This is a genomic window from Robertmurraya massiliosenegalensis JC6 (assembly GCF_000311725.1).
GTDB classification, from domain to species: Bacteria; Bacillota; Bacilli; order Bacillales; family Cytobacillaceae; genus Robertmurraya; species Robertmurraya massiliosenegalensis.
Genome location: NZ_HE978519.1, coordinates 1 through 25920, shown reverse-complemented (window position 1 = coordinate 25920; position 25920 = coordinate 1). Strand labels below are relative to the sequence as shown.

Annotated in this window: 26 protein-coding genes and 1 pseudogene; 17 read left to right on the top strand and 10 right to left on the bottom strand. The window is 35.8% G+C overall.

Annotated features, from left to right (window positions below):
• The 13 genes from BMSHG_RS23160 to BMSHG_RS23100 form a co-directional block, all read left to right on the top strand.
• Positions 1–1711, top strand: a 1711-nt coding sequence (locus BMSHG_RS23160; protein WP_161601813.1) for a thiamine pyrophosphate-binding protein, incomplete at its 5' end; no start/stop codon positions are given.
• A 130-nt stretch (positions 1712–1841) separates the two neighbouring features.
• On the top strand, positions 1842–3407 hold the full coding sequence (gene pruA, locus BMSHG_RS23155) for an L-glutamate gamma-semialdehyde dehydrogenase (protein ID WP_019156844.1): 1566 nt from the start codon (positions 1842–1844) through the stop codon (positions 3405–3407).
• A 403-nt stretch (positions 3408–3810) separates the two neighbouring features.
• Positions 3811–5025: a trans-sulfuration enzyme family protein gene (locus BMSHG_RS23150; protein WP_019156843.1), complete on the top strand. Its 1215-nt coding sequence runs from the start codon at positions 3811–3813 to the stop codon at positions 5023–5025.
• Positions 5026–5176: 151 nt separating this feature from the next.
• Positions 5177–6757, top strand: coding sequence for an ABC transporter substrate-binding protein (locus BMSHG_RS23145; protein WP_019156842.1), 1581 nt, complete (start codon positions 5177–5179; stop codon positions 6755–6757).
• Between the two features lie 36 nt (positions 6758–6793).
• Complete coding sequence (locus BMSHG_RS23140; RefSeq protein ID WP_019156841.1) at positions 6794–8224, top strand: amidohydrolase; 1431 nt, start codon at positions 6794–6796, stop codon at positions 8222–8224.
• A 34-nt stretch (positions 8225–8258) separates the two neighbouring features.
• Positions 8259–9092: a VOC family protein gene (locus tag BMSHG_RS23135; protein ID WP_051030977.1), complete on the top strand. Its 834-nt coding sequence runs from the start codon at positions 8259–8261 to the stop codon at positions 9090–9092.
• A 137-nt stretch (positions 9093–9229) separates the two neighbouring features.
• Entirely contained in the window at positions 9230–10177 is a 948-nt protein-coding gene (locus BMSHG_RS23130; RefSeq protein ID WP_019156839.1) for an ABC transporter permease, read from the top strand.
• Between the two features lie 18 nt (positions 10178–10195).
• The gene (locus BMSHG_RS23125; RefSeq protein WP_019156838.1) at positions 10196–11095 is read left to right on the top strand and encodes an ABC transporter permease; all 900 of its coding nucleotides are present in this window, start codon (positions 10196–10198) and stop codon (positions 11093–11095) included.
• 22 nt (positions 11096–11117) lie between these two features.
• On the top strand, positions 11118–12134 hold the full coding sequence (locus BMSHG_RS23120) for an ABC transporter ATP-binding protein (protein WP_026073597.1): 1017 nt from the start codon (positions 11118–11120) through the stop codon (positions 12132–12134).
• Complete coding sequence (locus tag BMSHG_RS23115) at positions 12118–13110, top strand: ABC transporter ATP-binding protein (RefSeq protein ID WP_019156836.1); 993 nt, start codon at positions 12118–12120, stop codon at positions 13108–13110. Before BMSHG_RS23120 ends, BMSHG_RS23115 begins: the two co-directional genes overlap by 17 nt.
• A gap of 457 nt (positions 13111–13567) precedes the next feature.
• Positions 13568–13831: a hypothetical protein gene (locus BMSHG_RS23110; protein ID WP_019156835.1), complete on the top strand. Its 264-nt coding sequence runs from the start codon at positions 13568–13570 to the stop codon at positions 13829–13831.
• Positions 13832–13965: 134 nt separating this feature from the next.
• Positions 13966–14328 (top strand): MerR family transcriptional regulator, encoded by a 363-nt coding sequence (locus BMSHG_RS23105; RefSeq protein WP_083879421.1) that lies wholly within the window; start codon positions 13966–13968, stop codon positions 14326–14328.
• Positions 14329–14339: 11 nt separating this feature from the next.
• Positions 14340–15242: a DUF2268 domain-containing protein gene (locus BMSHG_RS23100; RefSeq protein WP_026073596.1), complete on the top strand. Its 903-nt coding sequence runs from the start codon at positions 14340–14342 to the stop codon at positions 15240–15242.
• Positions 15243–15360: 118 nt separating this feature from the next.
• Here the strand turns inward: BMSHG_RS23100 and BMSHG_RS26820 are convergent.
• Both BMSHG_RS26820 and BMSHG_RS23090 read right to left on the bottom strand, forming a co-directional pair.
• Positions 15361–18309: pseudogene (locus BMSHG_RS26820) on the bottom strand (Tn3 family transposase).
• A gap of 36 nt (positions 18310–18345) precedes the next feature.
• A complete protein-coding gene (locus BMSHG_RS23090; protein WP_019156830.1) occupies positions 18346–18897 on the bottom strand; it encodes a recombinase family protein in 552 nt (183 codons plus the stop codon).
• Between the two features lie 299 nt (positions 18898–19196).
• Between BMSHG_RS23090 and BMSHG_RS23085 the strand changes: the two genes are divergently transcribed.
• From BMSHG_RS23085 to phaZ, 4 genes are all read left to right on the top strand, one after another.
• A complete protein-coding gene (locus tag BMSHG_RS23085) occupies positions 19197–19427 on the top strand; it encodes a hypothetical protein (protein ID WP_019156829.1) in 231 nt (76 codons plus the stop codon).
• A 105-nt stretch (positions 19428–19532) separates the two neighbouring features.
• Positions 19533–20051 (top strand): GrpB family protein, encoded by a 519-nt coding sequence (locus tag BMSHG_RS23080; protein WP_026073595.1) that lies wholly within the window; start codon positions 19533–19535, stop codon positions 20049–20051.
• Between the two features lie 234 nt (positions 20052–20285).
• A complete protein-coding gene (locus BMSHG_RS23075; RefSeq protein ID WP_019156827.1) occupies positions 20286–20861 on the top strand; it encodes a histidine phosphatase family protein in 576 nt (191 codons plus the stop codon).
• Between the two features lie 127 nt (positions 20862–20988).
• Positions 20989–21849, top strand: coding sequence for an intracellular short-chain-length polyhydroxyalkanoate depolymerase (gene phaZ, locus BMSHG_RS23070; protein WP_019156826.1), 861 nt, complete (start codon positions 20989–20991; stop codon positions 21847–21849).
• A 337-nt stretch (positions 21850–22186) separates the two neighbouring features.
• Here phaZ and BMSHG_RS23065 read toward each other — a convergent pair whose 3' ends face one another.
• From BMSHG_RS23065 to BMSHG_RS29560, 8 genes are all read right to left on the bottom strand, one after another.
• Positions 22187–22438 (bottom strand): hypothetical protein, encoded by a 252-nt coding sequence (locus tag BMSHG_RS23065; RefSeq protein WP_019156825.1) that lies wholly within the window; start codon positions 22436–22438, stop codon positions 22187–22189.
• A gap of 82 nt (positions 22439–22520) precedes the next feature.
• The gene (locus BMSHG_RS23060) at positions 22521–23411 is read right to left on the bottom strand and encodes a DUF4046 domain-containing protein (protein WP_019156824.1); all 891 of its coding nucleotides are present in this window, start codon (positions 23409–23411) and stop codon (positions 22521–22523) included.
• Positions 23412–23441: 30 nt separating this feature from the next.
• A complete protein-coding gene (locus BMSHG_RS23055) occupies positions 23442–23657 on the bottom strand; it encodes a hypothetical protein (protein ID WP_019156823.1) in 216 nt (71 codons plus the stop codon).
• Positions 23650–24126 carry an HNH endonuclease gene (locus tag BMSHG_RS23050; protein ID WP_019156822.1) on the bottom strand — a complete coding sequence of 159 codons (477 nt, stop codon included), beginning with the start codon at positions 24124–24126 and terminating at the stop codon, positions 23650–23652. Before BMSHG_RS23050 ends, BMSHG_RS23055 begins: the two co-directional genes overlap by 8 nt.
• Before the next feature lie 20 nt (positions 24127–24146).
• Positions 24147–24581: a hypothetical protein gene (locus tag BMSHG_RS29200; RefSeq protein ID WP_019156821.1), complete on the bottom strand. Its 435-nt coding sequence runs from the start codon at positions 24579–24581 to the stop codon at positions 24147–24149.
• A 100-nt stretch (positions 24582–24681) separates the two neighbouring features.
• A complete protein-coding gene (locus BMSHG_RS23040; RefSeq protein ID WP_019156820.1) occupies positions 24682–25041 on the bottom strand; it encodes a hypothetical protein in 360 nt (119 codons plus the stop codon).
• Positions 25042–25380 carry a YolD-like family protein gene (locus BMSHG_RS26810; protein ID WP_019156819.1) on the bottom strand — a complete coding sequence of 113 codons (339 nt, stop codon included), beginning with the start codon at positions 25378–25380 and terminating at the stop codon, positions 25042–25044.
• 176 nt (positions 25381–25556) lie between these two features.
• Positions 25557–25920 (bottom strand): hypothetical protein (locus tag BMSHG_RS29560; RefSeq protein WP_034659297.1); only part of this gene is annotated, 364 nt, incomplete at its 5' end.

Here is a 25920-nt window from a genome sequence, read left to right as displayed (position 1 = left end):
AAAGTTATTAATTGCTAATAATGTGGACGTTATTTTTGGGGTACCAGGAGATACAAGTACAACTTTTCATAATGCTTTAGAAAATCATAAAGATGAAATTACTTATATTTCTTGCCGTGACGAGCGTCATGCTTCCTATATGGCAGATACGTATGCAAGGGTAACCGGTAAAGTAGGTGTCGTGGATGTTCCTAGTGGTGGAGGAGTACTCTATGCGGTTCCGGGGATTAGTGAAGCAAATTCTTCATCTATTCCATTACTTTGCATCTCTTCAGATATTTCGATTCAAAGCCATGAAACCGGTGCTTTAACCGAATTACAGCAAGTGGAATTAACAAAACCCATTACGAAATGGAATGCACAAATCAAATTATCTTCTAAAGTACCTCATTTACTAAACAAAGCATTTCGGATGGCGACAGGTGGTAGACCAGGAGCTGTCCATCTTTCCATCCCAGAAAATATTCATGAACAAGATCATATATTCTCAGAAAAAGATTTAACAGGATCAAATACAAACAATTCAACAACTCCTTTTAAATCAGGACCAGCAGATAGTGACCTAAGAAGTGTTTTTGAATTATTGATGGAGGCATCCAAACCAGTAATCATCGCTGGAGGTGGAGTTCACCTGTCAACTGCATATAAAGAGTTAGAAGTCATCTCTCAACGTTATTCCATTCCAGTTGCTACGACTATTAACGGAAAAGGAAGTGTATCTGAATTATCTCCCTATGCTGTTGGAGTAATTGGAGTAAATGGAGGCTCAGATGAAACCAACAGTATCATTAAACAATCAGATTTGGTTATAGTTCTAGGTTCAAAACTAAACAATGTGACAACAGTTAATAAAGATATTTTTAGCAATAATCCAACCATTGTCCAAGTGGATATAAGTGAAGAAACATTAAATTTAAATATTCCAGTAGATGTAGCCATACTTTGTGATATTAGATTATTCCTAGCAAAACTAGATTCTAATACTCAAGAACAAAAAGAGTTTTTGACATACAAGTTCAAAGAATGGAATGAATCCATTTGCAAAATTGTAAAAGAGAAATTTAAAAGAGTTGAAGATGAGGTAAATCAAGAAACAGAATTCGTTAACCCTGCGAAAATTATTAGCATCTTAGATAAGATTACTAATGAAGACTCCATTTTTGTTGTTGATGCTGGTACGCAAACACCATATATGGCATCAAACTTTAAAATAAAAAAAGCAGGTAGAAAAACAGTATTTGATCGGGGGCATGGAAATTTAGGCTATGCATTAGGGTCTTCTCTCGGAGCACAAGTCGCACGACCTGATACAAAAGTGTTCTCATTGTTTGGTGATGGAAGTTTTGCAATGTCAGTTGGGGAGTTAGAAACGGCGAAACGATTAAACTTACCAATTGTTTTCATCCTACTTCAAAATAATTCATATGGCTGGATCAAAAAATTACATCAACTATACCATAACGAACAGTATATAGCTGTAGATTTCACAAACTTTGATGCAGCGAAAATTGCTGAAGGTTTCGGGATCCAATCGTTAAAAATTAATAGCAATGACAAGATAGAGGAAGGATTGAAATGGGCGGTAGAACAAAATTCTCCTGTATTTATAGATATCCGCATTGCTTCAATTACCGATATCATTCCACCGGTTGTGAACTGGAGAAAAGATAGTAAGATTGACCCTAACAAACGTGAAGCTTTGACTTATTAAATATTTGAAATGATTTCACATCAACAGTGCGTAATACTTGTGTATAAGAACTTAAGGTCGATAAAGGAGATTTTTTATCGCAATAGTAGAAATCTAAAATTAAAAAAACGATATAAAAGGAGGGATTTACATGAGCACAAAAATAAAAGAGTCCGATTATATACACGAACCATTAACTGATTTTTCTTTAGAAAAAAACAGGCAGGTATTTAAAGATTCTTTAAACTTAGTTGAATCACAATTAGGCAAGGATTACCCCCTTGTAATTGGAGGAGAGCGCATTACTACAAATGAAAAAATTGTCTCCATAAATCCAGCGAACAAGGATAAAATCATCGGTACCGTTTCGAAAACAAATAAAGAGTTAGCAGAAAAAGCAATGCAAGCTGCATTAACAGCGTTTGAAACATGGAAAAAGGTCACCCCAGAATCACGAGCGAATATTCTATTCCGTACGGCATCGATGCTTCGACACCGAAAGCATGAGTTCTCAAGTTATCTCGTAAAAGAGGCTGGGAAACCATGGATTGAAGCCGATGCGGATACTGCCGAAGCGATTGATTTTATGGAATACTATGCTCGTCAAATGATGCAACTAAAAGACGGTATACCTGTACAAAGCCGAGAAGAAGAATCAAATAAATTTAAGTATATTCCTCTAGGAGTAGGAATTATCATTTCCCCCTTTAATTTTCCATTGGCTATCATGGCAGGTACAACTGTAGCCGCAATTGTTACGGGGAATACGGTACTACTTAAACCATCTAATAATACTCCTGTCGTGGCTGCAAAATTTGTTGAGTTAATGGAGGACGCAGGACTTCCAAGTGGTGTCCTTAACTATATACCTGGAAGTGGTTCAGAAGTAGGAGATTATCTAGTAAATCACCCCAAGACTAGGTTTATTTCCTTCACGGGTTCACGTGAAATAGGATGCCGTATAAATGAACGCGCTGCAAAAGTTCAGCCAGGGCAACTTTGGTTAAAACGTGTTATTGCTGAAATGGGAGGAAAAGACACTATTATCGTGGACGCAGAAGCAGATTTAGACATTGCGGCATCATCAATTGTGCACTCTGCATTTGGCTTCTCAGGACAAAAATGTTCAGCTTGCTCTCGGGCAGTCATCCATGAAGATGTTTACGATGAAGTGGTCGAAAAAGTCATTACTTTAACGAAAACATTGAGTATTGGTAACCCTGCCGATAGCAATACATACATGGGGCCAGTGATTGACCAAAAATCGTTCGAAAAGGTTATGCAGTATATTAAAAACGGAAAAGAAGAAGGAAAGTTAGTCACAGGAGGCCTGGGAGACGATTCAAAAGGATATTTTATACAGCCTACGATTTTTATTGACGTAAATGAAAGAGCACGATTGATGCAGGAAGAAATCTTTGGTCCTGTTCTAGCAATATGTAAAGCTCGCGATTTTGACCACTTGTTGGAAGTGGCTAATAATACAGACTATGGATTAACAGGTGCTTTGATTTCAAATAACCATGACCATATTGAACGTGCAAAAGAAGAATTCCATGTTGGAAACCTATACTTCAATCGTGGATGTACAGGAGCGATAGTTGGATACCATCCATTTGGTGGTTTTAATATGTCAGGAACTGATTCTAAGGCAGGAGGTCCTGATTACTTAATCTTACATATGCAAGCGAAAACGATTAGTGTCACTCATCTTTAACTAAAGGGCCAATTATTGCTACGAAGTACTTCTCTAGGATTGTTTTTATAATAATTGGGATTGTTGCCTCCGGGCAGTTTCCTGTTATTAGTCAAACTAATGAAGTGGTTCTAGAAGAAAAAGTAAAATAAAAATGTGTTATTTATAGATAGTTATGAAAAATAAAGTTTTTAAAGGTGTGAAAACACTACCTCTTTTTAAATGGAGTATTGAAGATTTCTCCATCTGTAAAGTGTATACAGAAAACGTTCTAGTAAACAACATAAACCAGAGTACTAGAAAGTGAACATCAAAGAGTTATCAAAGATGTTTAAGAGAATTGGGATAAACTCACCTAAAAATACTAGGTGGAGGTGCAAGCTGAAGAACTGATAATGCCAGACGTTAAAAGGAGGAATAGTTAATGGCTCCAAATTGGAAAATGAATACAAGGATTATTCATGAAGCGTCCCAACCGGATCCTAGCACTAAGGCAATATCACATAGTATTGTTCCAGCAGTTGCATATGCTTTTCCGAATGCTGAATCTGCTGCTAAAGCTGTTTCAAGTAATGGAGAAATTGAATACTACGGCCGCTACGGTAATCCCACTCTCTCAATACTCGAAGGGAAAATAGCAGTGTTGGAAGGAGGAGAATCTGCTCTAGGTGTTTCTAGTGGGATGGCCGCCATTTCAACAGCCCTACTTGGTTTTCTAAAAATCGGAGACCATGCAATTGTTACTAAAGATATTTACGGAGGAACCTTTAGCTTTTTAAATACATTTGGAACGAGATATGGAATAGAATATGATTTCATTGATTGTACAGAAGTGTCTAATTTAGAGAAAGCAATAAGACCAAATACAAGAGTGGTTTATATTGAAACACCCTCAAATCCAATGTTAACTGTTTTAGATATTCAAGTAATCTCAAAATTCTGCAAAGAAAATGAATTAACACTAATCGTTGATAACACATTTATGAGCCCTTGCCTACAAAACCCACTAAAGTTGGGAGCTGATATTGTTGTTCATAGTGCCACAAAATATATTAATGGCCATGGAGATGTGATAGCAGGTTTTATTGTTGGTAAGAAAAATATAATCCAAATGATGAGAAAGGAAGTAATGGGCGAGTTAGGGCAAAATTTAAGTGCATATGAATCTTCACTTATTTTAAGGGGGTTAAAAACTTTAGGCGTACGAATGGAAAGACATTGTAGTAATGCTCGAAAAGTAGCTAAATTCCTTGAATCTCATGAAATTATTAAAAAGGTTTATTATCCTGGTTTAACGTCTCATTCCCAATATTTATTGGCAAAAAAGCAAATGAAAGACATGGGTGGGATTGTATCTTTTGAATTAAAAGGTGATCTTTCTTCAGGAATTAAATTTATTAATTCACTTAAACTAGCAATGATTTCTTTTAGTCTTGGAGACCCTGAAACATTGGTGCAACATCCTGCGTCCATGACCCATGCCTCAATTCCTCCTGAAGAAAGAAGGAGGTTTGGAATAACAGATAGTCTGATAAGGCTGTCTGTCGGGCTTGAAGAAGCAGAAGATATTATTTTGGATTTAGATAGTGCGTTATTAAATGTGAAAAAGCAAATGTTTTTATCTAAAAAAGCATTATAGTCTCTGTCTTTAGCTTCCTTATTCTATAAAGGCTCTATAAAAAAATAATTCTAATATATCACTTTTCATAGTAGTTAGAGCTTCTATTCATATCTAGCACTTTGTCTATAATTTTTTGAGTAGATAGAAATAAAAATAATGGAGGTAAAAAATGAAAAAAAATAAAATAGAATTTCTTATGACCCTAATGGTTGCCTTTTTGCTTTTTGTAGCAGGTTGTAGTTCTGATACTGTAGATTCTAATAACAGTGAAAAGGAAAAAAGTGGTGTTGGTGGAGTTTTAAAAGTTGCGCTGAATTCTCAGCCTCCCACGCTGGATCAACCAATAAGTACTGCTTCTACAACAAGGGATGTATCTAGATTAATTTATGAAACTCTTGTAACTACTGATTCTTCCTATCAACCAGTCCCTATGTTGGCGGAATCAATAGAAATTAGTGATGATGGCAAATCTTATACTTTCCATTTAAGACAAGGGGTCAATTTTCATAATGACAAAGAGATGATAGCTGAAGATGTCACTGCATCAATGGAAAGATGGATGGAAAAGTCTTCAATTACAGGGAGTATTTTTAATGGTGCAATATGGGAAGCTCAAGATGATTACACAGTAATTTTACATTTATCTCAACCATCTTCCTTAACTTTAGATACGTTAGCAACTGCCAATCAAGCTCCTGCTATCATGCCAAAAGAAATAGTAGAATCAGCTTCAGCAGAAGGAGTTAATGAATATGTCGGAACAGGTCCTTTCAAATTTGTAGAGTGGAAACAAGATCAGTTCATTCACGTTGAGAAATACGATGGTTATAAGCCTTTAGAATTAAATCCCAGTGGATTAGCAGGAAAGAAAGAAGCTCTAGTTGATGAAATCTATTTTTATATAGTCCCAGATGCTTCTACAAGGTTTGCTGGCCTTCAGACTGAGGAATATGATTTTGCCTTTGGCATTCCTTTTGAAAATTATGAGCAATTGAAAAGTAATGATGATTTAAAAGCAGTAATATCTCCATCAGCAAATGATTTCATGACTTTTAACAAAGTTGAAGGTTTGGCATCTAACTTCAAAATAAGAGAAGCAATCAATATGGCGTTAAATAATGAAGAAATTATGCAAGCCGCTTTTCTCCACGAAGATTTGTATTATCTTGATTCGGGATATATGAACAAGGAGATCGCTAATTGGGCAAGCAGTGCAGGAAGTGAATTCTATAATCAGAATAACGCTGAAAAAGCAAAGAAACTTTTGCAAGAGGCAGGTTATAACGGAGAAGAATTCAGGATTTTATCTACTCGTGACTTTAATCACCTATACAACATGGCTGTTGTAATTCATGAACAATTGAAACAAATTGGTATTAACGCAACTCTAAACATCTATGATTGGTCGACAGCTCTTGATATACACAAAAATAATCCTGAGGAATGGGATGCTTTCGTCACGTCATCACAAATTGTAAGTGCTCCATCACAGCTCCTTGCTCTAAGTCCAACATGGGGCGGTGGGCTAAATGACCAGAAAGCAATTGATATGATGGCAGCTATCGAAACTGCCCAAGAATCGGTTGAGGCCAAGAAAGTCTGGGATGATTTGCAACTTTATGCTTGGAAGGAACTCTTGCCAATAGTTCAACTTGGTGGAAACAATAGACTTGACGCAGCAAACAAAAAGGTAGAGGGAGTATCTAGTTTTTCCGGTCCAATTTTCTGGAATACAAAAGTTGTTGACTAAATAATTGCAGGACTAATATAAAGGGTGGAGAATTCTATGCCGAATGCGAAGATGTTTGTAAAAGATTACTTGACGAATAACATGGATTACTTTAAACAAATCAGTAAGTATATTTTTAATCACCCTGAATTAAAATTCGAGGAATTTCAATCTGCTGAATTCTTGATGGAAAAATGTAGACAAGAAGGTTTTATCGTTGAATGTGGGATTGCCGGGATAGACACTGCTTTTACAGCTTCTTATGGTAAAGGTTCACCTGTAATAGGACTCCTCTGTGAATATGATGCATTACCTGGTTTAAGTCAGACTCCGAATCAGACGACCCATCAACCATTAAACCTGGATATTGGTCATGGTTGTGGACACAACTTATTAGGTACCGGAATTTTTGCGACAGCTTGTGCTATAAAATGCTATCTTGAAAAAAATCAGTTACCTGGGACAATCAAATTATTTGGTTGTCCCGCCGAAGAAGGCGGCTCAGGGAAGGTTTTCTTGGTAAGGGAGAAAGCGTTTGAGGGGGTTGATGTGGCTTTGACATGGCATCCATCTCCCATTAATGCGATTATGGGTCTTTCCAGCCTGGCCTATTGTCAAGCATTCTTCCGGTTTAAAGGAGTTTCCTCCCATGCAGCCATGGCTCCACATTTAGGACGTAGCGCATTGGATGCCGTTGAATTAATGAATATAGGTGTGAATTTCCTGAGAGAACATGTCATTCCCGAAGCACGTATACATTATTCCATAACAGATACTGGGGGAACATCACCTGCAGTTGTTCAGGATTATGCGGAAGCTTTATATATGATTCGTGCTCCAAGGGGAAAAGAAGTCAACGATATTTTTAAAAGAATTTGCAAGGTAGCTGAAGGGGCTGCGCTAATGACGGAAACAGAATGGGAGATTGAATATATTAATGCGTGCTCCAATTATATTCCGAATCGGAATTTGGAAAAATTGCTCTACAAAAACATTAAAGAAGTAGACCTTCCAGAGTATTCGCAGGAGGAAGAAAGCTTTGCAGGAAAAATATGGTCCACTTTCTCTGAAAGAGAAAAAAAGGATTATTTAACAACATTAAAAAACTTCGGTTACAACGGAGATGGAAGTGAATTTGAAGGAAAATTCCTATCTAAATCAATTTCTCCTTACGTAGAGTCCAAAGATGTGCTGGTAGCATCAACAGATTTGGCAGATGTTAGCTGGATAGTACCAACTGCTAAAATAACAATGACAACATCTGCATTGGGGACTTCGTTACATACATGGCAAATGACCGCGCAAGGAATTAGCAGTTATGCACATAAAGGGATGCTCAAGGCGGCAGAGGTACTAACACTGACAGTGATCGAGCTGATTCATAATAAACAGTACTTAGAATTGATAAAAGAAGAATTTGCAGCCTTTACATCAAAGAACCCTTATATATGTCCAATACCTGATAATGTAAAACCACCAACAAAATAAAGATTCTCTTTACTCTTATTGGAGAAGAGATTTCATTGTACATTACCTTGAAAAACCAGGGAAAGTTATTCCTTTTTTTCAAGAAAAAGGGGTAAAGGTAATAGAGGGTGGAAATCACCTCAATCAGTTGTCCTATAACATGCTCAGCTATTTTGATTTATCTTATATTGAATTTTTTGGGATAAAGGATATAAAAGTGTTTTCTGAGACAGAACATCCTGAACATAGTCTCATGTCAACCATAGTAGATGACCAGTTCAACGAGGGTTTTTCCCGATTTGTTGTTCGAACAGATGATATTGAAAGTGCAGCGAAGCATTTCCAGGACAAAGGGTTATCCGTGAATGGTCCTTATTATCGGAGCAGAAAAACTCTCGACGGAAGTCTTTTAGAATGGCATCTTCTCTATGTAGGTAATGAAAGTGATGAGCTTGAACTTCCTTATATAATACAGTGGTATGAAGGGGATAAAGAGCGAAGAAAAAGTCTAATAGAAAAAAAAGTTATAGGACATCATCCGTCAGGAGCTGAATTCTCTCATATTTCAATGGCGGTATGGGATTTGAATAAGACCGTTGAGAAGTGGTCAAGTTTACTGAATTTACCAAAGGGGGAAGAGTTTTTTGATGAAGAGCTCCAAGCCCAATGCCGTACCTTGAAGCTTCTAGGTGGAGACTTAGTGTTTGCCAGCCCTATTGGTGAAGGGGTTTTATTGAACTTTCTACGAACGCGGGGTGAAAAACCATTTCTGGTTAATCTAACAGGAAGTTTTGAGCATAGTGTTGTCACATTTAAATTCTCCGGTGGTTTATATAGAATAAAAAAAGAAGATAAGATTAGAAACTTTTCAGTTTTTAAATTTAAATAACTGGTACACAGAGTATGTTGAATATGCAGGAAAAGTACCTCTTAAAAAAGGAATTACTTTTATAGGTTTGGAAATGTCCATTTTTGTCAGTAAAGAAATCAAGAAAAAATAGAATTCAAGGAAATGGGGAATAAGCTTTGACTGGTTACTTAATTAAACGAATTTTCTCAATCATACCTGTCTTATTTGTTGTCTCCATTGTCATATTTCTTATCATTCAAATAACACCCGGTGATCCTGCTGCGGTACTTTTGGGAGAAGAAGCTTCTGAGGAACAAATTGACGCCCTTAGAGAAGAACTCGGACTAAATCTACCTCTTGTGCAACAGTATTTTAATTGGTTATTTGATGCGTTGCAAGGAAATCTAGGATACTCCTACTTTATGAAAGAACCTGTTTTAGATACTATTCTTTCTCACTTAAAACCTACAATATCCCTCGCAATATTAGCGGAAGCCTTAGCATTATTCATTGCAATTCCCTTTGGGATTGCTGCTGCAAGGCGCAGAGGGACGACTGCTGACCAATCCATAATGGGAGCTGCGTTGTTAGGGATGTCGATCCCTAGTTTTTTATTAGGAATGTTATTAATCTTATTGTTTGGGGTCATATTGCGTTGGTTTCCTATCGCAGGTTATCAACCTATTGACGCGGGATTGTGGGAACACTTAAAATATCTCATTTTACCTGCCATTTCACTCAGTACCGTTCAAGCGGCTCTGATTGTAAGGATGACACGCTCATCCATGCTTGAAGTACTTAATTATAATTATATTAAAACGGCTAGATCAAAAGGAGTTAAAGAGAGAAACGTAATCTACCGACATGCCTTGCGAAATTCGTTTATTCCAATTCTTACTGTAATTGGACAAACATTTGGTGCGCTTGTAACAGGGGCAATAGTTACAGAAACAATCTTTAATATCCCTGGGATTGGCCAAATAATCATAAACTCTATTGAACGGAGAGATTATTCTGTTATACAAGGGGTAGTACTGTTCGTGACATTAATATATGTCGTGATCAACTTGTTTATTGACTTACTATATGGGGTAGTCGACCCAAGAGCTCGACTAGATCGTTAATAGAAAGGGGATGTGGGTATGGGAGAAATAAACAGTAGTATCAAACTCTCCTCGATCAAACATGACCTTAAAAAACAGCAGCGTCAGCTTATTTTTAAAAGAATTATTTCAAACAAGCTAATCATCACTGGGGGATGGATTACCTTTTTCTTATTCTTAATTACCATGCTTGGGCCAATTCTATCTACATATGACCCTTATGAAATGATTGTGACTGAAAAACTTCAAGGACCAAGTACGGAACATCTTCTTGGGACGGATAATTTAGGAAGGGACCTGTTATCCCGAATAGTTTATGGTGCACAAGTATCAATGGGAGTAGGCTTTTCGGTTACCATTCTCTCATCGATTTTCGGACTCATTATTGGTTTATACGCAAGTTATTATCGGTTCCTTGATCAACTGTTTATGAGAATATGTGATGGTTTAATGGCAATTCCTTCAATTCTTCTTGCCATTGCCCTGATGGCTGCCCTTGGCCCAATGATTCAAAATGTTGTTATCGCATTGAGCATCGTGTATACACCGTTCATTGCCAGGGCAGTGCGTTCAGTAGCGCTTGTTGTGAGAGAGGAAACCTACATTGAAGCAATGCATGCACAAGGAGCGAGCCAGAGGAGGATCATTTGGAATCATATTATGCCAAACACGTTCTCCCCCCTTATCGTCCAAGCTACTTTCATCTTTGCGGAAGCAATACTTACGGAAGCAGCTTTAAGCTTTTTAGGTGCGGGAGTTCCAGCTCCGAATCCAAGCTGGGGGAATATCCTATATGATGGAAAACTTGTCATTTTTAATGGATGGTGGATGACTGTATTCCCAGGTATTATGATAGCTTTATCGGTTTTAGGTTTAAACCTCCTAGGAGATGGATTACGCGACCTGTTAGACCCACATGCAAGGAAATCCAAAAAATAAAAACTGGTTGAGGGGGAATATCATGTCAAAAGCACCTCTTTTGGAAGTGAAAAAATTAAGAACGCATTTTTATTCCGAGAATGGACGAGTAACTGCGGTAGATGGGATAGAGTTTGAGGTTCATGAAGGGGAAATCCTTGGTATAGTTGGCGAATCAGGTTGCGGAAAAAGTGTCACTTCGCAATCTGTTCTTCGACTCTATGACGAGAAACATGAAGTTGAATACGAGGGAGAAATTAACTTTAAAGGAATGAACTTATTAGAACTTTCTTTATCAAAAATGCAAAACATTCGAGGAAATGAAATTTCTATGATTTTCCAGGATCCGTTAAGTTCTCTTAACCCAGTATATACAATCGGTTATCAAATTGCAGAATCCATTATACTTCACCAGGAAGTTAGCAAGAAAGAGGCGAATGAAAAAGCCGTAGAGGTGTTAAGACTTACTGGCATCCCTGCACCAGAAAAACGGGTTAATGAATACCCTCATCAGCTATCTGGAGGCATGCGACAACGGGTAATGATAGCTATGACTCTTGCTTGCCAGCCGAAACTACTAATTGCTGATGAACCAACAACTGCATTGGACGTTACTATTCAGGCACAGATATTGGACCTCATTGTAGAAATGCAAACTAAATTCAAAATGGGAGTTATGTTTATAACCCATGACCTTGGAGTTGTGGCGGAAATATGCACAAGAGTTGTGGTCATGTATCTTGGTCAAATAATTGAAGAAGCAAATGTGGAAAGCTTATTCGAGAATCCTTTGCACCCGTATACCAAAGGGTTAATGCGTTCTGTTCCTCAAATTGATGGGGACCGTTCCCAAGAACTTTATGTCATTGAAGGGACAGTTCCATCCCTTGACAATGTACCAAAAGGTTGCCGCTTTTCAACGCGCTGCCAGTACGCAGATGAAAAGTGTTATGAACAGGAGCCGGAATTAAGGAGTTTAAAAGACACACAAAAAGTACGCTGCTGGTACGCGGAGAAAATTATTAAAATGGGGGATGACACATATGTCAAAAGTTCATAGTATACAATCTCCTCTACTGGATATTCAAAACTTAACAAAATACTTTCCTGTTAAAGTACCTTTTGGGTCAATAAGAGGACAGAATAGACAAGTCAAAGCTGTAAATGACGTTTCTTTTCAATTATATGAAGGTGAAACCCTTGGAATAGTAGGCGAATCAGGTTGCGGAAAAAGCACTACAGGGAGGACAATTTTACGGCTTCTTGAACCAACTTCCGGAAAAGTTATCTATAAAAATCGGAATATCTTCGAAGCAGGTTCTAAAGAAATACGTACAATACGTCAAGATCTTCAAATGGTTTTTCAAGATCCCTATTCTTCCCTTAACCCACGAAAAAGAATAGGTCATCTCTTAGAAGAGCCTTTAATTATTCATGGACTTGGAGATAGTAAAGAGAGAACCGAAAGTGTTCTTGATATCTTGGAAAAAGTAGGATTAAAGGCTGAGCATTATTACAGGTATCCCCATGAATTTTCTGGCGGTCAAAGGCAACGAATTGGCCTTGCAAGAGCATTAATAGTAAATCCGAAAGTCGTTATATGTGATGAGCCCGTTTCGGCTCTTGATGTTTCAATTCAGTCACAAATTATTAATTTATTACGAAATTTTCAAGAAAGTTTGAAATTAACATACCTGTTTATTTCTCATGATATAAGTGTAGTGCGTTACCTCTCGAATCGTATTGGCGTTATGTACTTAGGGAATCTTGTTGAGGAAGCACCAACTGACACACTGTTCAAATCACCACTACATCCTTATACTAAAGCTTTGCTATCTTCAGTACCTCTTCCAAATCCTAAAATAAAGAAGGAAAGGATCATCTTAAGTGGTGAACTCCCATCTCCAATAAATCCTCCAACGGGATGCGTCTTTCATACAAGGTGCCCATATGTGATGGATATTTGTAAGAAGCAAGTTCCAATCAGGAGAAATATTGAAGATGGACACTTTGTTTCATGTCATTTGCAAAATTAATGTTAATTATAATAAAAAGATGTGTGGCACATTCCGGGGGATCTCACCATCAATGTTGGTTGATTTCTTTAGATAGTTTGCATATTTTAACTAAAGTCAGTAAATGAGTTAATGATTAAAAATATAGAAAATCGTACAGGAAAAAGGTAAAAAAATATCAAACTCTATTCCAAAAGCTAACTATACCAACAGAATATAGAATTCTTGAATAAACCCAAACCATCCTAAATGATTTCTTATGAGAAGTTTTGGAAGACTTAAAAAAAATTATTAAGAAAGTGGCAAAAAAAAGAATTGTTTTTTTGCCACTTCTTTTTTTGGGAATGATGAGGTCCGTATTTGTTAAAGCGAAAAATGGTAATTTAAACAACAGACGAGTATAGAGAATTGAATTAGTATCTAACCATAGGAGGTGATTAGATGCGTCTTAATTACAAGTGATTTTGAAGGGGGATTCGTGTCAAATATACGTACTTTAAACTCAAACACTGTAATTGCCATTGATGGGAATGATGAGTGGAGCCAAGGTCTTTTAAAAGTGATTGTAAGTAGCTTTAACCCAATGTCTCTTTATTCATTGAGAAAAAGTGGGTTAACCGCCATGACAGTTGCTGAAGGACCCGCAGTCGCTGTTGGTTCAGGGTTAGCTTCAAAAGGCGCAAAAGAAATCATTAATAGCTCTAAGGGGTCCTACCAACAAAAAGCGGAAAACATACGCTAAGCAAACTTCGACATGAAAAAAGCCGATTTTTCCTACTTTAAGGGATTTCGGTTTTTTTATTGTACATTGAAGGATAGGCCTATTTTTTATTTGACATTAACGTAGCGTAATACTTTAACCTTGTAATATGGTGAATTACGCTGTTTACAACAGGGGAAGTTTACAAATTGACCGGACTTACTGAACGTTCTATACGGTACTATTCTAATTTAGATTTATTGAAAGCAAAAAAGAACGACAACGGTCAGTTGGTTTTACTCAAGTCAGACTTAGATAAAATTGTTCAAATCCTCGCTGCAAAAATAATAGGTTATAAACTTAAAGATTTAATAGACCGACAACCTTCATTAGGCTTTATTAAAAATGACATGACTCAAATGATTGTAGACTTAGAAAATATATTATTTCATTTGGACTTAACTGACTCCGAAGGAAATTTTATGAAGAATATAAAGTTACTTCAAAATTACAATACCAGATATTTGCGAAAAAGGTGATTGAAATGGGCATGACCTATAAATTAATTAACACAATAGAACAATACGAAGAATTACTTGCAATTACGGATTTAGAAGAAAGAAAAAATTATTTTTGTTATACGATGATGACGCCATTTAAGGAAATGTGGAATTTAATAAATGTTCCTATAAAAGCAAAACAAGAAAATGGTTATGACGTTTTAATGGCTACGAAAATGCTAGGTTATGCAGATATTTCTAACGATAAACAAATTCAACAAGGACTATCCATCTTAAAGGATAATAACGCCTATGTGGTAGCAGAAAATACTATCAAAACCTGTATAGAAAAAGCTAATAAGGCAGGTTTGAAAGTGAACGCCAATGAAATAAAATTTGGAATGTATGTCGCAAATCCAGATAAGTTAAAACTTCAAAAGGGATATACAGGATTTGGTGGTATTCCTGGGTTTATTACTGTGAATATTTATCCAAATGAATATAATTTACCTAAAATTCCTGCTGTTATTGCTCATGAATTTCATCACAATATTCGTTTTTCTTATTTTGATTGGGATCATGGAAATGTAACAGTGGGAGATTATATTGTCATAGAAGGTTTAGCAGATTCGTTCGCGAAAGAGCTTTATGGAACAGACCAGCTGGGACCTTGGGTGACCACTTTGGACAAGGACGATTTAGAGTATTCAATCCATGTTATTGGAGAAGCTTTAGACATAAAAGGATTTGCTGAGGTAAGTAGTTATATGTTTGGTGATGAGATTGCCAAACAAGAAGGATATCAACCTGTAGGTCTTTCTTTTGGTGCTGGATATGCAGTAGGTTATGAGGTTGTTCAATCTTTCATGAAAAGGCATAATAAAACGATATATGAAACATCGTTAATTTCTAGTGAAGAGATAATTAATGGATCTGGCTTATTTTCTTCTTGATGGAGCGATTACTTTAGTGGGGTACCGCCAACATTTTGGAAATTTTGTACGCTAAGCAAATTTCGACATAAATATAGCCAAATACCTGTACGCTAAGGAATTTGGCTTATGTTATTGATTAGTTTTTATTTAAGGGTCTTAATGAATTAGCTGGTAATCTATTTGAATCAAATTTATATTCTCCAAGAAAATTAATATGTTCCCATCCTAAAGGTGAAATGTGTGGAAGCAATTCTTCTTTTAGGGCATTATTTTTCTTAAATTCCTTTGTCACTTCACTTAAATACACTGTATTCCATACGCTTATTGCATTGATCAATATATTTAATGCACTAGCTCTTTGTAGTTGATCTTGTATGCCACGCTCTCTGAATTCACCACGTTTACCAAAAAATAAAGCCCTAGCCAATCCATTCATGGCTTCTCCTTTATTTAGTCCTCGATGTATCCTTCTTCTTAATGTTTTATTCGTAATATAGTCAAGAATAAAGATTGTTTTTTCAATTCTCCCAATCTCTCGAAGAGCTGTAGCTATTTTATTTTGTCTTGCATATGAACCTAATTTTCCCATGATTAATGATCCAGAAACTCTTCCTTCTCGAATTGAATGTGCCAGCCTTAATACATCATTAAAATTCTCTTTAATAACGTTTGTGTTAATCTTACCTCGAAGAATGCCTTTTATGTTTGGAAAGTCATTAGGTGAAGAAATGGTATATAATTTTGCGTCACTTATATCTCTTAGCCTTGGAGCAAAACGAAACCCTAACAAATGACTTAAACCAAAAACTTGATCGGTATAACCAGCTGTATCAGTGTAATGCTCTTCAATTGTAAGGTCAGATTCGTGATGTAATAATCCGTCTATGACATGTACAGCATCCCTTGCATTCGTATTGATTACTTTTGCATAAAAAGAAGAGAACTGATCACTTGTAAATCGATAAATGGTTGTACCTTTCCCAGTTCCATAATGCGGGTTTGAATCTGCATGTAATGATGATACCCCCACTGGAACACGCATACCATCGGAAGATGATGTTGTTCCATCTCCCCAATATGAAGCCTAAGATAGACGGTGCTGATAATTGACCAATGTAGCCTGAGCACGAGTCATGGCATCTTCATGTAGTCTCCACTGCATTACATTTGCCATCTGACGATATGAAATATCAGGAGTTGCCTCTGCCATTTTAGTTAATCCAATATTTGTACCCATCGCCATTAATGTAGCCATTACAATGGATTTTTCCTCACCTTTAGGTGGCTGATTTGAAGAAGCGTGAACAAATGACTCTTCAAATCCAGTCCATTCAGCAACTTCCATTAATAAATCAGTGAGTTTAATTCTTGGAAGCATATTATAAAGAGACAAGCTAAAGTTTCTAGATCCTTCGGGGGTATCTGCTTGTAGTCTCTCAACATGTATCTTTTGTTTTTCGATGTTAATACTTTCGACTTTATCAATATTTTTGGAAATCCATTGAAGTTTAGTATTTAAAGTTTCAATTCTATCCTGTATATACCGATCAAAACTTACATTAACAGCTATATTAGTCCCTTTATCCTTTGCTTTTCCCCAATCGTCCTTTGACACTAAATATTCTTCAAAATCCTTATGTAATCGACTACCTTCAACCCAAACATCACCAGAACGGATATAGTTTTTGAGTTCTGTTAAGGCAGCCATTTCATAATATTGACGGTTAATATTACCTTCATCATCAAAAACATGTTTTTGCCAACGTTTAGGAACAAAACCCAAAGGTGAGCCACCAGGGATTTTTCTTTTTCCAGAATCATTTAACTCGCGTATGGTATCTAATGCTTTCAATAAAGGCTCTGCTGATTTAGTAGATTTGAACTCTAAAGAATCCAACAGGCTTGGAGTATATTTCCTTAAATAGTTATATCGAGTTTTTAATAAATCAAGGTAATCATAATCCATTGGTCTCGATAATAATTTAGCTTCTTCAATCGATTCTACAATTTTCTCCCAAGGCATTACTTGCTCTATCGCCACATAGGGATCGATTCCCTCTTCTTTTGCAGTAATTAAAGCCGTCCCTATATCTGCATAATGTACAACTTTTTCATTAACGGATTTGCCATTTTGTTTTTGCATTTCCTCTTGGGTTTTTCTGCCTTTTGCTTGTAACACCATCATTTGTCTATCATGAATTTCAATAGCATGGTCAGTTAAGTCTTGAGAAAGGGTTATTAAGTGGGCGACCAATAATGCATATCTTTTATCTTCTTTAAATCTTCTAAAAGAATGTGGTTCATATCTTGCCCCAATTCGTGCCAATTGTAAAAGTCTATTGGGATGTATTAATGCCGTATCGGCTGTAATATTCATTTCTTTAATGTACTGTAATCTTTGTATGACCTTTAAAAAAGAATCTGGTGACGACTGTCCGGGAATTTCCCGAAGCCAAGCTAATTGAGTTTTATTATCATTTACCGTTAAATCAATCAACTTTTCTAGTCCACGCTTATGTCTTCCAGAAAGATTACCTGTTAGTATGGCATATATTTTTTTCTCTGCACGCGTTCTTCCTAACCAAACCATTCTCTCGATTGTTGGTATTGCTGGAAGGATTATTTTTTCCTTTCTTAATAAATCGATTGTAGTGCGTACTAGATACAAACCATTTCCATTTTCCAATGCAGATTTTAAAAGAGCATTAGAAATTCTACGATAATCACTGTTATTAAAATTTCTATATCCATATACTTGGCGTATTTCTTCTAAATGCTCACGCCTAGTTGTATCACGTTGAGCATATGAAGAGTAAACCTCTGGATGTACATTAATTTGAGTAGCTACGTATTTAATAAGGTTATCTGGTATTTCTAACATATTAGTTAAATTACAACCGGGGTTTCTAAGAATGCATAATTGGAGTGCAAACCCCAATCGATTATGATCTCTTCGATGACGGTTTATAACTTCAATATCATAGTCTGATAGACTATAATAAGAAGTAAATTCAAATTCCGATAAATTATTAAGGTTGAATATTTCCTTTCGCTGTTCTGGTGTCAGCAGTTCTTTCACACTCAAGTTAAATCAATCCTTTTAAGTAATTTTGGTAAATCCCTAATTTACTTTGTCTAAATATCTATATAGTGAGGTTTTACTGATTCCAGTTGCTTCTGTAATTTGGTTAATCGTATATTCCTGACTTTTATACATTTTAATCGCCATTTCTACTTTATCTTTTTTCTTTGTAGGTCTACCACCTTTCCTTCCTCTGGATCTTGCTGCTTGAAGCCCGGACTTTGTTCTTTCACTAATAATATCTCGTTCTAATTCTGCAATACTTGCCATTGTACGAAAGAAAAACTTCCCCATTGCAGTTGAAGTGTCAATACTGTCATTAATCGAGACAAAATCTACTCCCAAATCATTGAATAATTCACTAAGTTCAATTAGATGTTTTGTAGAACGTGAAATACGATCCAGTTTATATACAACAATTTTGTCGCCAATGCGTAAGACTTTAAGAAGTTCTTCTAGTTGGGGTCTATCTTTTCTAGTTCCGGTCAATTTTTCTTTATAAATTTTTTCTACTCCAAATTGTGTAAGTGTATCAACTTGCATATCCAAGTTTTGTTCTTCTGTACTCACACGTGCGTAACCAAAAATCATCATTCATCACCTGCTTAAAGTTGTTTATACCCCTATATTAGCACCAAAAACGGTGTTAGCCATCAAAAACGTGACTTTGTTTTTGGGAATGAGTTTTGGTTCTATGAATAGTCACAAATAGGTGATATTTTAATAAGGTTATTATTAGCGCCATAAACGTCCGTTTTTGGTGCTTGTTTTTCAGAAAATCAATTGGATATTTATGTTAAGATAGATAAGAGATTGTGAAGAAATGCACTTAAAGTAACGGGCAGGATAGCACAAGAAGAAAGACAAAATACAAAGGGGAGATTACTTTTATGTTATGGGTTATAACTCAAGATACAAAGGTCTTAGTAAATGTTAAAGAAGTAACCGTAAAAGGGAATTTTATTGAAGGAGTTGTTAGCAGAAGCTTTTTCGTCTACTGGAGTAAAGTATTAGGGAAATATGACACAAATGACAGAGCGAAAGAAATAATTAAAGAAATTTATTCGAAAATAGAACAAGGCAATAGTAGTATAATAACCTTTTCAATGCCTGCTAAATGATTTTCACTTCTTAAAGTAACGGGTGCGATAGCTTAATAAAGGTTATCGCCTTCTCTTGTTGAAGTAACGGAGCAGGATAGGTTAATAGAACTGCTTATCTACTCCATTAAACAAAAATTTAAAAAGGGAGTTTATCGAAGTGAAAATTGGTCCCAAATGTTTCAGAATGAGGCGGAGTTTCTTAAAACAATCTTTGGCGAGGAGATAATAAAATGTGAGCATTTTGGGAGTACATCAGTTCGTGGTATGAAAGCAAAGCCTGTAATCGATATGATGTGTATTGTCAAAAACATAGAGAAGGTTGATATATTCAACAACCAAATGGAGTCTCTTGGTTATGATGTAGCGGGAGATTGGGGTATTCCAGGTAGAAGGTTATTTAGAAAAGGTGAGGTAAACAGAACTCATCATATACATTTTTACCAATTTGATAACCCTGAAATTGAAAGGCATTTGATTTTTCGAGATTATCTAAGGTGTCACCCTAAAGAAGTCGATAATTACAGTCGCTTCAAAGAAACCTTAGCTCAACAATACGACACTACAAGGGAATACAGTCCAGCAAAAAGGAAATTTGTAAGTGAGATGGAACAAAAAGCACTCCGTTGGTTTTCAGAAAGTTAGAGAAATGCACCTTGTGATTAGATGTGCTTAAATTAACGGGAGCTTTCCTTCAACAAGGGATGCTTTTTTGTTTGTCAATAAAAAGGAAATTAATGTTAAACTAATGGAGCAGATTAATGCATGAGTGTATGTAGAAAAACATCCATTCTTTATAAAATTTTAAAAGTAACTTCCAAGCATGAATCGTATTATTTCATTCTATTGGTATCCGTTGTTGAAAGGAGAAATCTATATATGGAATTAATCTTTATTAGACACGGAGAAGGAGAGCACACTCTGAATACACCCAACAGCTTACAAATCTCTGACCCTATACTTTCAGATGAAGGGATTAATCAAGCTGAATTGCTTAGAACACAATTCCCGTTGTCAAAAGAGGATATTTTAGTTATCAGTCCTTTGAGAAGAGCTTTGCTAACGGCTCATTACTGGAGTAAGGGAATTAATTGCAAAAAAACTGTAAACCCATTAGTATCTCCCAGGATATTTCCCCAAGTTTCTCAAGGAAGAACATTACCTTGTGATAGATTATTAGATAGGCAAAAAATATCCGTTGATTTTCCAGATATACAAATTGAAGAAGAGTTGTCTGAAGAACTTTGGGCTAATGGAATAAACATTTTACCCCAAGAAATCTTTAATCAATTGGCTAAACAATTTCTTGAGTGGTGTAAACAGCAAGAAGCTCCAATAATCTATATCATTTCTCATGATGGAACAATTACATCTTATAGAGAGTTTATAACGGGAGATATACTAACAAGAGATGATTTTCCGAAAGAAACAGGATGGTTTAATCTCAAGTTCTGAACGTTAAAGTAGAAAATAGTCAAGAGTTCTTCTTCAACTAAAGGAGCAGGTTAGTTCAATAAGAAAGTAGAATATATTAATAGAAAATAGAGAGAGCAAGAATAATGCTTGAAAAGGAGGAAATCGTGTGGAGGTTAGGTTAAATAATGGTGAAACGATTTTTTATCAAAAAAGGGATGGTGGAGAAGATATTCTATTGCTACTTCATGGTAATCTAGCATCTTCGGTCCAATGGGATATACTAATTGAGCAATTGCCACTTAATTATACAATCTATGCACCTGATCTGCGTGGTTACGGGAAATCCACTTACAATAATCCTATAAAGACATTTAATGATTTTGTAACGGATATCAAATTGTTCTGTGATGAATTAAATCTTAATACATTTCATTTAATCGGTTGGTCCAATGGCGGAGGAGTGGCAATGCAATTTGCAGCTAATTATCCTGCCAGAGTAGATAAATTAATTTTACTTGCTTCGATGTCAACCCGTGGGTATCCAGCGTATAATTCTGATGGAGAAAGACTCCAATCCAGAGAGGAATTTGCTTCTGATCCTATGTTGAATAGAATGTTAAATGCACAACTTCAAGGAGAAAAATCTTTTTTTGAGGCAGCTATGAAGCACTTAATGTATCCGAACAATAAACCTGAGAAAGCAAGATTTGAGAAGTATTTAGAAGGTGCACTGCATCAGAAAAATATAGTTGATGTTGCTAATGCAGCCAATAGATTTAATCTAAGCTTGGTTTCAAATGGGGTTATCGAAGGTACGGGAGAATTAAGTAATATTACTGCCCCCGTACTTGTCTTATGGGGAAAACATGATCTAATGGTTTTAGAAGCTATGACCTTAGAACTTATTAATGACATGAAAGCCCATGATATTAATTTTGTCTATAAAGCTTTAAATACGGGACATTCACCTTTAGTAGATGATATTGATGGGGTAATAGTAGAAATCAATCAATTTCTACTGAAATAAACATTTGCATTATTCAATTTTACGAGCATTCATTATAGACTATTTTTGTCTGTTAGATGGCCCTTGTGAAAAAATGCACTTAAACTAACGGGTGCTTTACTTGAAGAAGTCAAATAAAAAAGTCGGTTCCTTTTGTGAACCTACAGGGAATTCGACTTTTTTATGTTTGAATTTGCTTAGCGTACAAAATTTCCGAAATGTTGGCGCTACCCCCTATATCAATCTCCATTGATTTGAGTATATATTACCATAAGTGGAAATAGTTGTATTTTTAGAGATTGTCACATAACGTTCATAAAAAAAAGAATCACCGCCTAAGCAGTGACTCCTTCTTAGTTTAATCGATTTGTTCTACCGATTTCGGTTCATCCCAATCACAGCATTCACTTTCGTCCTCTAACTCTTTCCAATTCTCAACGACATCCCAAGTAATTTCGTATTCGTTTCCTTCTGCGTCGATTCCGTTTGCTGAGTAGTATGGATTTTCGTGCGTGCCGTCTAAGTATGCATTTTGTGTAAGTCTGATAACCTTTCCTTCATGCTCAACTTCACCGTGTACTGTGTACCCTAACTCTTCAAATTTTTTCATTTTCTCTTCCTCCTAATTTTTATTTTTTGTTATCTCCTGTTGATATTTATAATATATCATATAATTAATAACATGTAAATAATTATATAGAAGTTTTTTTATTTTTTTCACTTTTTTTTTGATTTATAAATCCATTTTCTCGCTTTATTCTTGTAAGTGTGTTTCTTGAAATGCCGTACTTATTTAAAATGTCTTTAGTGCATAATCCGGATTTTATATCTAATACAATTAATTGAACCGCCTCTGCTGCTAAAGGAGCCTCCATTAACATTAAAACCTTAATATTTGGATAAGCAGATTGAACCATAGTTAAAACATTTCTATACCGTTTGTAACTGTCTGCAAAGTGCATCCGAGCAATTTCGAGCGTCATTTTATTTTCAATATCTTGTTCAGTCCACTTTAGTTCTTCTTCAAATATCCGCTTAATTTCCATCTTCCATTTTTCACGATCAAGCCGTTGTGTAAGTTCTTTTTCAGTAAAATTGAATTCTGGCAATGCGCTTTGAATTAGATTAACAGCTTTGATATCGTGGCGAAATGCCCAGTCTAATATCCTGTATATATCTTTATCCTCGTATAAGTTACTTCTTTGTTCCAAAAAATCTTCGCGAGTTCGTCCTTTTTTGGTAACGACAGATTGGAGAGCTTTTTTAGCATCTTCATCACTTTCTATACCTCTTACAAACTCCCATTTTGCAATTTTATGTTCAGGAAAAACTTCTTGTATTGCTTTTTTTAGATTTTGTTCATACAACATAGTCAATGCTCCACGAAGCTTAAAGCGTTCGATTAAGCTATGTTCAATGTTGATTATTTGTTCACGATCCATGTTATTTTTTTCTACGATATAACGTAAACACGAGGCGAAATTTGAATAGCCATATTCGTCCTTAGTCCAAGTGTGTAAGGGGAATCGTTTCCTTTTTCCAGACAATACATCCTTATAAACTTCGATAATTGGTTCTTTCATTCATATCCGCCCTCTCGCCGAATTTTTTATTTATTTTGCACCTTTTTTATTTTTAGCGTATTCTTCAAGGTCTTTTCGAAAATAAAGACGAGTTTTTCTCACTTCTCCAAATTCGACAAAAGGAGAGATTTTTCCTGTCGATACAGACTGATTAAATCCTGTAACAGATTGGCCCGTAATTTCACGAGCCGCATCTTGCATAACTAGGTTCTCTTCGATCCATTTTTTGATTTCTTCGTTATTCATTGTTGTTGTCCTCCAGTAATGGCTTATGGTATTTTTCTTCTCCTGCTTGACGTGCCTTTATGGCATCTTCTAAGTCTTCAAAATAACCTAGATTAATTTGCTTCCCCTGGAAACCAATATAAGCTCTCCATTTTTGACGTCTCTCCATCCACATAACACCTTTGTGCCCACTTTTATTACCCTTGTGCAATTTAGCTTTTAGAGCTGTCTTTCTGGTGCCGTCCACACGGTCTTTTTCGATGTGTTCTTTTACTGCTTTGTCTCGGTTACCCTCTCTTTTACAACCACAACTTTTGTAATGTTCGTGAGTAAGAGAGTAACCATGCACATAAATAGTTTTGCTACAGGAGCATTTACACTCCCATAAAAGGGTGTTGTTGTTTCCTCTTTTATCACTCAATTTAATAACTGTAAGTTCACCAAATTTTTTGCCAGTTAAGTCGATTCGTTTCGAGTCTACTCGTTTCATTTTTATCACCTCACAATTAATTAAATCAATGAGTAATCAGACTCATTAAATTTTATCGTTTTAGTTCCTGCTCTTTGGACCTTACCACTAGCAAGTCTGACAAAGATATAAGATTCAAAAGTAATGGTTCCGTTGATTTTCTTGCCGTTGGAAGTTTCAACGTAAGCAATTGCTTCTAGGCCATTTGGAGCAATCATGCTAATGCTCTCGGATGTGCGGTATGTGGTTTTAACTCCTTTTTTGTTCATTTGAGCTACATATCCGTCAAAATTTTTCTTCGAGAATTCTTTAGCTTCTTTCACGGCATCAAAATGAGTTTTCACTTTATCTGCTCCTTTTTTCATTTCCGCCCACGCCATAACAAGAGCTTGAGCAAAGTATTCTTTCACTTTCCCACCAAATTTTTTTACGCCTTCTTTAGCGATTTCCCAAGCTCTTGTCATAACGTTTTTCATTTTAATTCCTCCCTTGTTTTATTATCTATATAAATAATAACATGTAATTAATTATATGTAAAGAAGTTTTAAAAAGTTTTTTTGATAAAAAAATAACCCCTCAATTAGGGGGTTGGCTTAAGTATTGATCAAGTAGTTTTTGGACTCTATTACGCATATTAAGATTGTAGTAAGTATGTGTCTCCTCGTATCCTTTAGATATAAATTTATACTCAGTAAAAGCATCGTCTCTTCTTGTTTCAAATACTTTTAAGTTGTTTTGTCTCATCTGTTTTTTAACCCGGAATAAATCCTTTTGGATGGCATTCATTGTTTTCTCGATGAGACTAAGATAGGGCGGTTTAAGCTTAACAGGTACTTGCTCAAATATTTGTCTATCTCGTTCTAACACTATTAACAACATCGGCAAATAAATCGCTTTCTCGATAATGTCTCTATCGCTTTCTGGAATGCGAACCATTTATATCCTCTCCGTTTTAGTAATTGAATCATAAACAACCTTCATTAGTTCATCGTCACACTCAATAGAGACCACTTTTGATATGTAATCTATTTTGCTGACGATCCCCCTGATAGTTTTAGAATATCCATCTTTCCAAACTGACAATTGGATAGGCAAGGTATAATTCAGCGAATCATAAATTACAATATTAATTTCTTCTAGTTCTTGTTCATCTAATGTTGGCTTCATCGTGTTATTCTTGTTTTTTCTTTCTTTGATTAACAATTCTTTATGTTCCGGTAACATGATTCGACTTGATTCCCATCGCATATTGCTGCCAACTGATAACTTGTTCATAATAACATCTCCTTAATTTTATTATACAAACATTTGTTCGTTTTTTGAAGTATAAAAAAAGACTTTTAAAAAAGTGTTTATATACAAAGGATGTTCACTTAAATGAAGAACGTATGTATGGTATAATTAAGGGGTAACAAAATAGGAAGCTCATGGGCGGTCGGCATCTCAAATCCCTAGTTTTTTAACTCGTAGGAGTCCTTACTACTTTTCAGCAGCGTATGCGAAAAGGGAAAGGAGATGATGCCGATGTCAGTTTTTGAAGGCTTATACCTTATGATTAACTTCAGTGTGTTAATCGTATCAGTATTAGCTTTGGCATATACTTTCTCTAATAAAAAGAAGTAAACCGCCCCTGAGCCTACCAAAGCAAGAGAGCGGTTTACGTTCGAAAAATTGCTGATCGCCTTTGAAGCGATACTATTTTGTTTACGATTAGACCGTTTGGTGTTCCAGCACCGAATGGTCTTTTTTAGTATTATCATTTCTACGTTAATTATAACAAAGTTCCCTATATCAATCAATTTGATAAGTATAAAA

Coding starts and splice junctions, on each gene's coding strand:
- BMSHG_RS23055 (WP_019156823.1), bottom strand. CDS start 23,657: ATGAATAACGAAGAAATCAAAAAATGGATCGAAGAGAACCTAGTTATG.
- BMSHG_RS26810 (WP_019156819.1), bottom strand. CDS start 25,380: ATGAACAAGTTATCAGTTGGCAGCAATATGCGATGGGAATCAAGTCGA.
- BMSHG_RS23085 (WP_019156829.1), top strand. CDS start 19,197: ATGTTATGGGTTATAACTCAAGATACAAAGGTCTTAGTAAATGTTAAA.
- BMSHG_RS23100 (WP_026073596.1), top strand. CDS start 14,340: ATGACCTATAAATTAATTAACACAATAGAACAATACGAAGAATTACTT.
- BMSHG_RS23040 (WP_019156820.1), bottom strand. CDS start 25,041: ATGGTTCGCATTCCAGAAAGCGATAGAGACATTATCGAGAAAGCGATT.
- BMSHG_RS23145 (WP_019156842.1), top strand. CDS start 5,177: ATGAAAAAAAATAAAATAGAATTTCTTATGACCCTAATGGTTGCCTTT.
- BMSHG_RS29200 (WP_019156821.1), bottom strand. CDS start 24,581: ATGAAAAACGTTATGACAAGAGCTTGGGAAATCGCTAAAGAAGGCGTA.
- BMSHG_RS23115 (WP_019156836.1), top strand. CDS start 12,118: ATGTCAAAAGTTCATAGTATACAATCTCCTCTACTGGATATTCAAAAC.
- pruA (WP_019156844.1), top strand. CDS start 1,842: ATGAGCACAAAAATAAAAGAGTCCGATTATATACACGAACCATTAACT.
- BMSHG_RS23065 (WP_019156825.1), bottom strand. CDS start 22,438: ATGAAAAAATTTGAAGAGTTAGGGTACACAGTACACGGTGAAGTTGAG.
- BMSHG_RS23140 (WP_019156841.1), top strand. CDS start 6,794: ATGCCGAATGCGAAGATGTTTGTAAAAGATTACTTGACGAATAACATG.
- BMSHG_RS23050 (WP_019156822.1), bottom strand. CDS start 24,126: ATGAAACGAGTAGACTCGAAACGAATCGACTTAACTGGCAAAAAATTT.
- BMSHG_RS23120 (WP_026073597.1), top strand. CDS start 11,118: ATGTCAAAAGCACCTCTTTTGGAAGTGAAAAAATTAAGAACGCATTTT.
- BMSHG_RS23125 (WP_019156838.1), top strand. CDS start 10,196: ATGGGAGAAATAAACAGTAGTATCAAACTCTCCTCGATCAAACATGAC.
- BMSHG_RS23075 (WP_019156827.1), top strand. CDS start 20,286: ATGGAATTAATCTTTATTAGACACGGAGAAGGAGAGCACACTCTGAAT.
- BMSHG_RS23090 (WP_019156830.1), bottom strand. CDS start 18,897: ATGATTTTTGGTTACGCACGTGTGAGTACAGAAGAACAAAACTTGGAT.
- BMSHG_RS23060 (WP_019156824.1), bottom strand. CDS start 23,411: ATGAAAGAACCAATTATCGAAGTTTATAAGGATGTATTGTCTGGAAAA.
- BMSHG_RS23150 (WP_019156843.1), top strand. CDS start 3,811: ATGGCTCCAAATTGGAAAATGAATACAAGGATTATTCATGAAGCGTCC.